The sequence below is a fragment of the Variovorax sp. P4_D9 genome, from assembly GCF_056401695.1.
The window spans coordinates 1-3,107 of sequence record NZ_JBFUIU010000965.1; the positions used below are offsets into that span (position 1 = coordinate 1).

4 protein-coding genes are annotated in these 3,107 nt (G+C 66.8%); 2 read left to right on the plus strand and 2 right to left on the minus strand.

What is annotated here, in order from left to right; genetic code table 11:
- Nucleotides 1-80: 80 nt before the first annotated feature.
- Entirely contained in the window at nucleotides 81-884 is an 804-nt protein-coding gene (locus tag AC1DY5_RS49125; RefSeq protein ID WP_478121585.1) for an alpha/beta fold hydrolase, read from the minus strand.
- An 87-nt stretch (nucleotides 885-971) separates the two neighbouring features.
- Nucleotides 972-2,282: an O-acetylhomoserine aminocarboxypropyltransferase gene (locus AC1DY5_RS49130; RefSeq protein ID WP_478121583.1), complete on the minus strand. Its 1,311-nt coding sequence runs from the start codon at nucleotides 2,280-2,282 to the stop codon at nucleotides 972-974.
- A 137-nt stretch (nucleotides 2,283-2,419) separates the two neighbouring features.
- Here AC1DY5_RS49130 and AC1DY5_RS49135 point away from each other — a divergent pair, with 137 nt between their 5' ends.
- Together AC1DY5_RS49135 and AC1DY5_RS49140 are read left to right on the plus strand one after the other, a co-directional pair.
- A complete protein-coding gene (locus AC1DY5_RS49135) occupies nucleotides 2,420-2,860 on the plus strand; it encodes a CBS domain-containing protein (protein ID WP_478121584.1) in 441 nt (146 codons plus the stop codon).
- Nucleotides 2,861-2,939: 79 nt separating this feature from the next.
- The coding region (locus AC1DY5_RS49140; protein ID WP_478121586.1) for a transposase domain-containing protein at nucleotides 2,940-3,107 on the plus strand (168 nt) is incomplete at its 3' end.

A 3,107-nucleotide genomic window follows, 5' to 3' on the forward strand; every position in this document is an offset into this window, starting at 1 on the left:
GGGGTAAGCCGTGTGGTGCTGGTCAAAGAACCATCGACGTCATCCCGCCCCAGCTCTCCTAGAACGAAACCAGCTCGATTTCATTTCAAGAAGTCGCACAGCGCGAACAGCACCTCGTCGGGCGCCTCGGTCATCAGCTGATGGCCGGCCTTGACCGTGACGACCTTGGCGCCGGGCGCCTTCTGCGCCAGCGTCCGGGCGGCCCGGGGCGGCGTCATCTGGTCGGCCTCGCCGAGCAGGAACAGCACCGGGCATCGCAGCTTCGCCATCGCCTGCTCGCCGTACGCATAGTCGTTGCAGGCCTTGAAGCCGATGTGGAACACATTGGCGTTCGGGTTGCTCGCGAGCACGCGGCGCATCAGCGCGCGCGAGCCGCCGTAGAGCCAGGTGCCGGGACCGAGCGAAGATGGCGGTGGCGCCAGCAGCGAATGCGATAAGGTGTTGACCATCGTGATCGCGCGCTGCGGATCGTTGAGCGCGCGATCGAGCAGGGCCGGCGACACCGTCATCGGGTAGGCGGTGCCGACCAGCGCCAGGTGCGTGACGCGCTCCGGGGCGCGCGCCGCCGTCTCCAGCGCGATCAGCGAGCCGAAGCTGTGGCCGACCAGCGCGGCCTTGGCGACGCCCGCGGCGTCGAGCAGCGCGACGATGAAGGCGGCGGCGTCCTCGACCGTGGCGGGCGGCGCGCCTTCGCTCTTGCAGTGACCCGGCAGATCGACCGCCAGCACGTTCCAGCCGTGGTTGGCGAACCAGCGGCTCTGCAGGATCCAGACGCTGTGGTCGTTGAGCACGCCGTGGATGAAGACCACCGTCGGCTTGGCGGGGTCGAGCGGCTTGCCGCCGGTGTAGCAGTAGGTGGGGTGGCCGTTGACGACGAGAACCATCACGCCTCCCGCCGGGCCGCCCAAAGGGCGGCGTGCGCCCCCTCGGGGGGCAGCGAATACATGAAATGATGAGCGTGGGGGTTCATGTCACGCACCGGCCTTTTCCGCCGCCTTCAATGCACGCTTCAAATCGTCGATCAGGTCGGCCGGATCCTCGAGTCCGATCGACAGGCGGATCGTTCCTTGCGAGATGCCGGCACCGGCCAGTGCCTCGTCTGTCATTCGGAAGTGCGTGGTGCTGGCCGGGTGGATCACCAGGCTGCGGCAGTCGCCAACGTTCGCCAGGTGGCTGAAGAGCTTGAGCGCTTCGATAAACTCCTTGCCTTGCTCGCGGCTGCCCTTGAGGTCGAAGCTGAACACCGCGCCGGCCCCCTTGGCGCCGTGGCGCAGCAGCTTGTTTGCCAGCGCATGGCTCGGATGCGATTCGAGCAGCGGATGCCCGACCCGCGACACGAAGGGGTGCGCGGCCAGGAACTCCACCACCTTCTGCGTGTTGTCGATGTGGCGCTCCATGCGCAGCGGCAGGGTCTCGATGCCCTGCAGGATCAGCCAGGCCGTGTGCGGGCTCATCGAGGCGCCGAAGTCGCGCAGCCCTTCGCGCCGCGCCCGCAGCAGGAAGGCGCCGACCGTACTCTCCTCGCTGAACACCATGTTGTGGAAGCCGTCGTAGGGCTGGGTCAGTTCGGCGAACTTGCCCGAACGCTCCCAGTCGAAGCTGCCGCCGTCGACCACCACGCCGCCGATCACAGTGCCATGGCCCGAGAGGAACTTGGTGGCCGAGTGGTAGACCAGGTCGGCACCCCAGTCGAAGGGCTTGATCAGGTAGGGCGAGGTCAAGGTGGAGTCGACCAGCAGCGGCACCTTGGCCGCGTGCGCGATCTCGCTGACCGCGGGGATGTCGAGCACGTCAAGGCCGGGGTTGCCGACGGTCTCGCCGAACAGCAGCTTGGTCTCGGGCCGGATCGCGGCGCGCCAGCCGTCGAGGTCGCCGGGCTTGACGAAGGTGGTGTCGATGCCGAAGCGCCGCATCGTGTAGTGCAAAAGGTTCTGCGAGCCGCCGTAGAGCGCGGTGCTGGCGACGATGTGCGAGCCGGCGCCCATCAGCGTGGCGATCGACAGGTGCAGCGCCGCCTGGCCGCTGGCGGTCGCGATCGCGCCGATGCCGCCTTCGAGCGCCGCCACGCGCTGCTCGAGCACGGCGTTGGTCGGGTTGCTGATGCGCGAGTAGACGTGGCCCGCGCGCTCGAGGTTGAACAGCGCCGCGGCGTGGTCGCTGGACTCGAAAACGAAGGAGGTCGTGAGGTGGATCGGCACCGCGCGGGCGCCGGTGGCGGGGTCGGGTGCGGCGCCGGCATGCAATGCCAGCGTGTCGAAGCCGGGGTCGGAGTAGCCGGACATGAGCGCCTTTCGAGATCGATACTGCAATGCCCGGTTACGCGTGCGGACGGCACGGCGCTCGCGGGCCGGTGGACGGGCGGCCATTGTGGGCTATATTCAAATCGGCACGCCGCCGAGCAAGTGAGGAGCAAATTAAGATGAAAGTCAGCGACATCCTGCGCGTGAAGGGCAACACCCTCTTCACGGTCACGCCCGAGGAACCCCTGGCCAGTGCAGTCAATGTCATGGCCGACAAGGACATCGGCTCGCTGGTAGTCATGGAGCACGGCGACCTGGTCGGCATGCTGACCTTCCGCGAAGTGATCGTCGCCATTGTCGCCAACGGCGGCCAGGTCGGCGGCACCCTGGTGCGCAAGGCCATGGACGACCATCCCGTCACCTGCACGCTCGAAACCGACCTCGACGAGATCCGTCGCATCATGCTGGAGCGCCACGCGCGCTACATGCCGGTGATGGACAAACGCATGCTGATGGGCGTGATCAGCTTCTACGACGTCGCCAAGGCGGTGGTCGACAGCCAGAACTTCGAGAACAAGATGCTCAAGGCATACATCCGCGACTGGCCAACAGAAGAGTAGCTCGCCCCTAGGCGCAATACTGTTTAGATAGATAATTCTGTGCGACAATCCGGTCCCGTCTCCACTACGGACGGAATCGATGGCACGAACAAGGAAGGCGCTACCGGCTCGAGTTGACACGGCGCACCTGATCAGCGCCGGGGTGCTTGCGGCGGTGTGTCCGCGCCCGCTGATCGACGAGGTGCTCGCCGAGACGGGCAAGGCCAGCCAGCGCGAGCGGCTGCTGCCGGCAGCGGCGGTGGTGTAC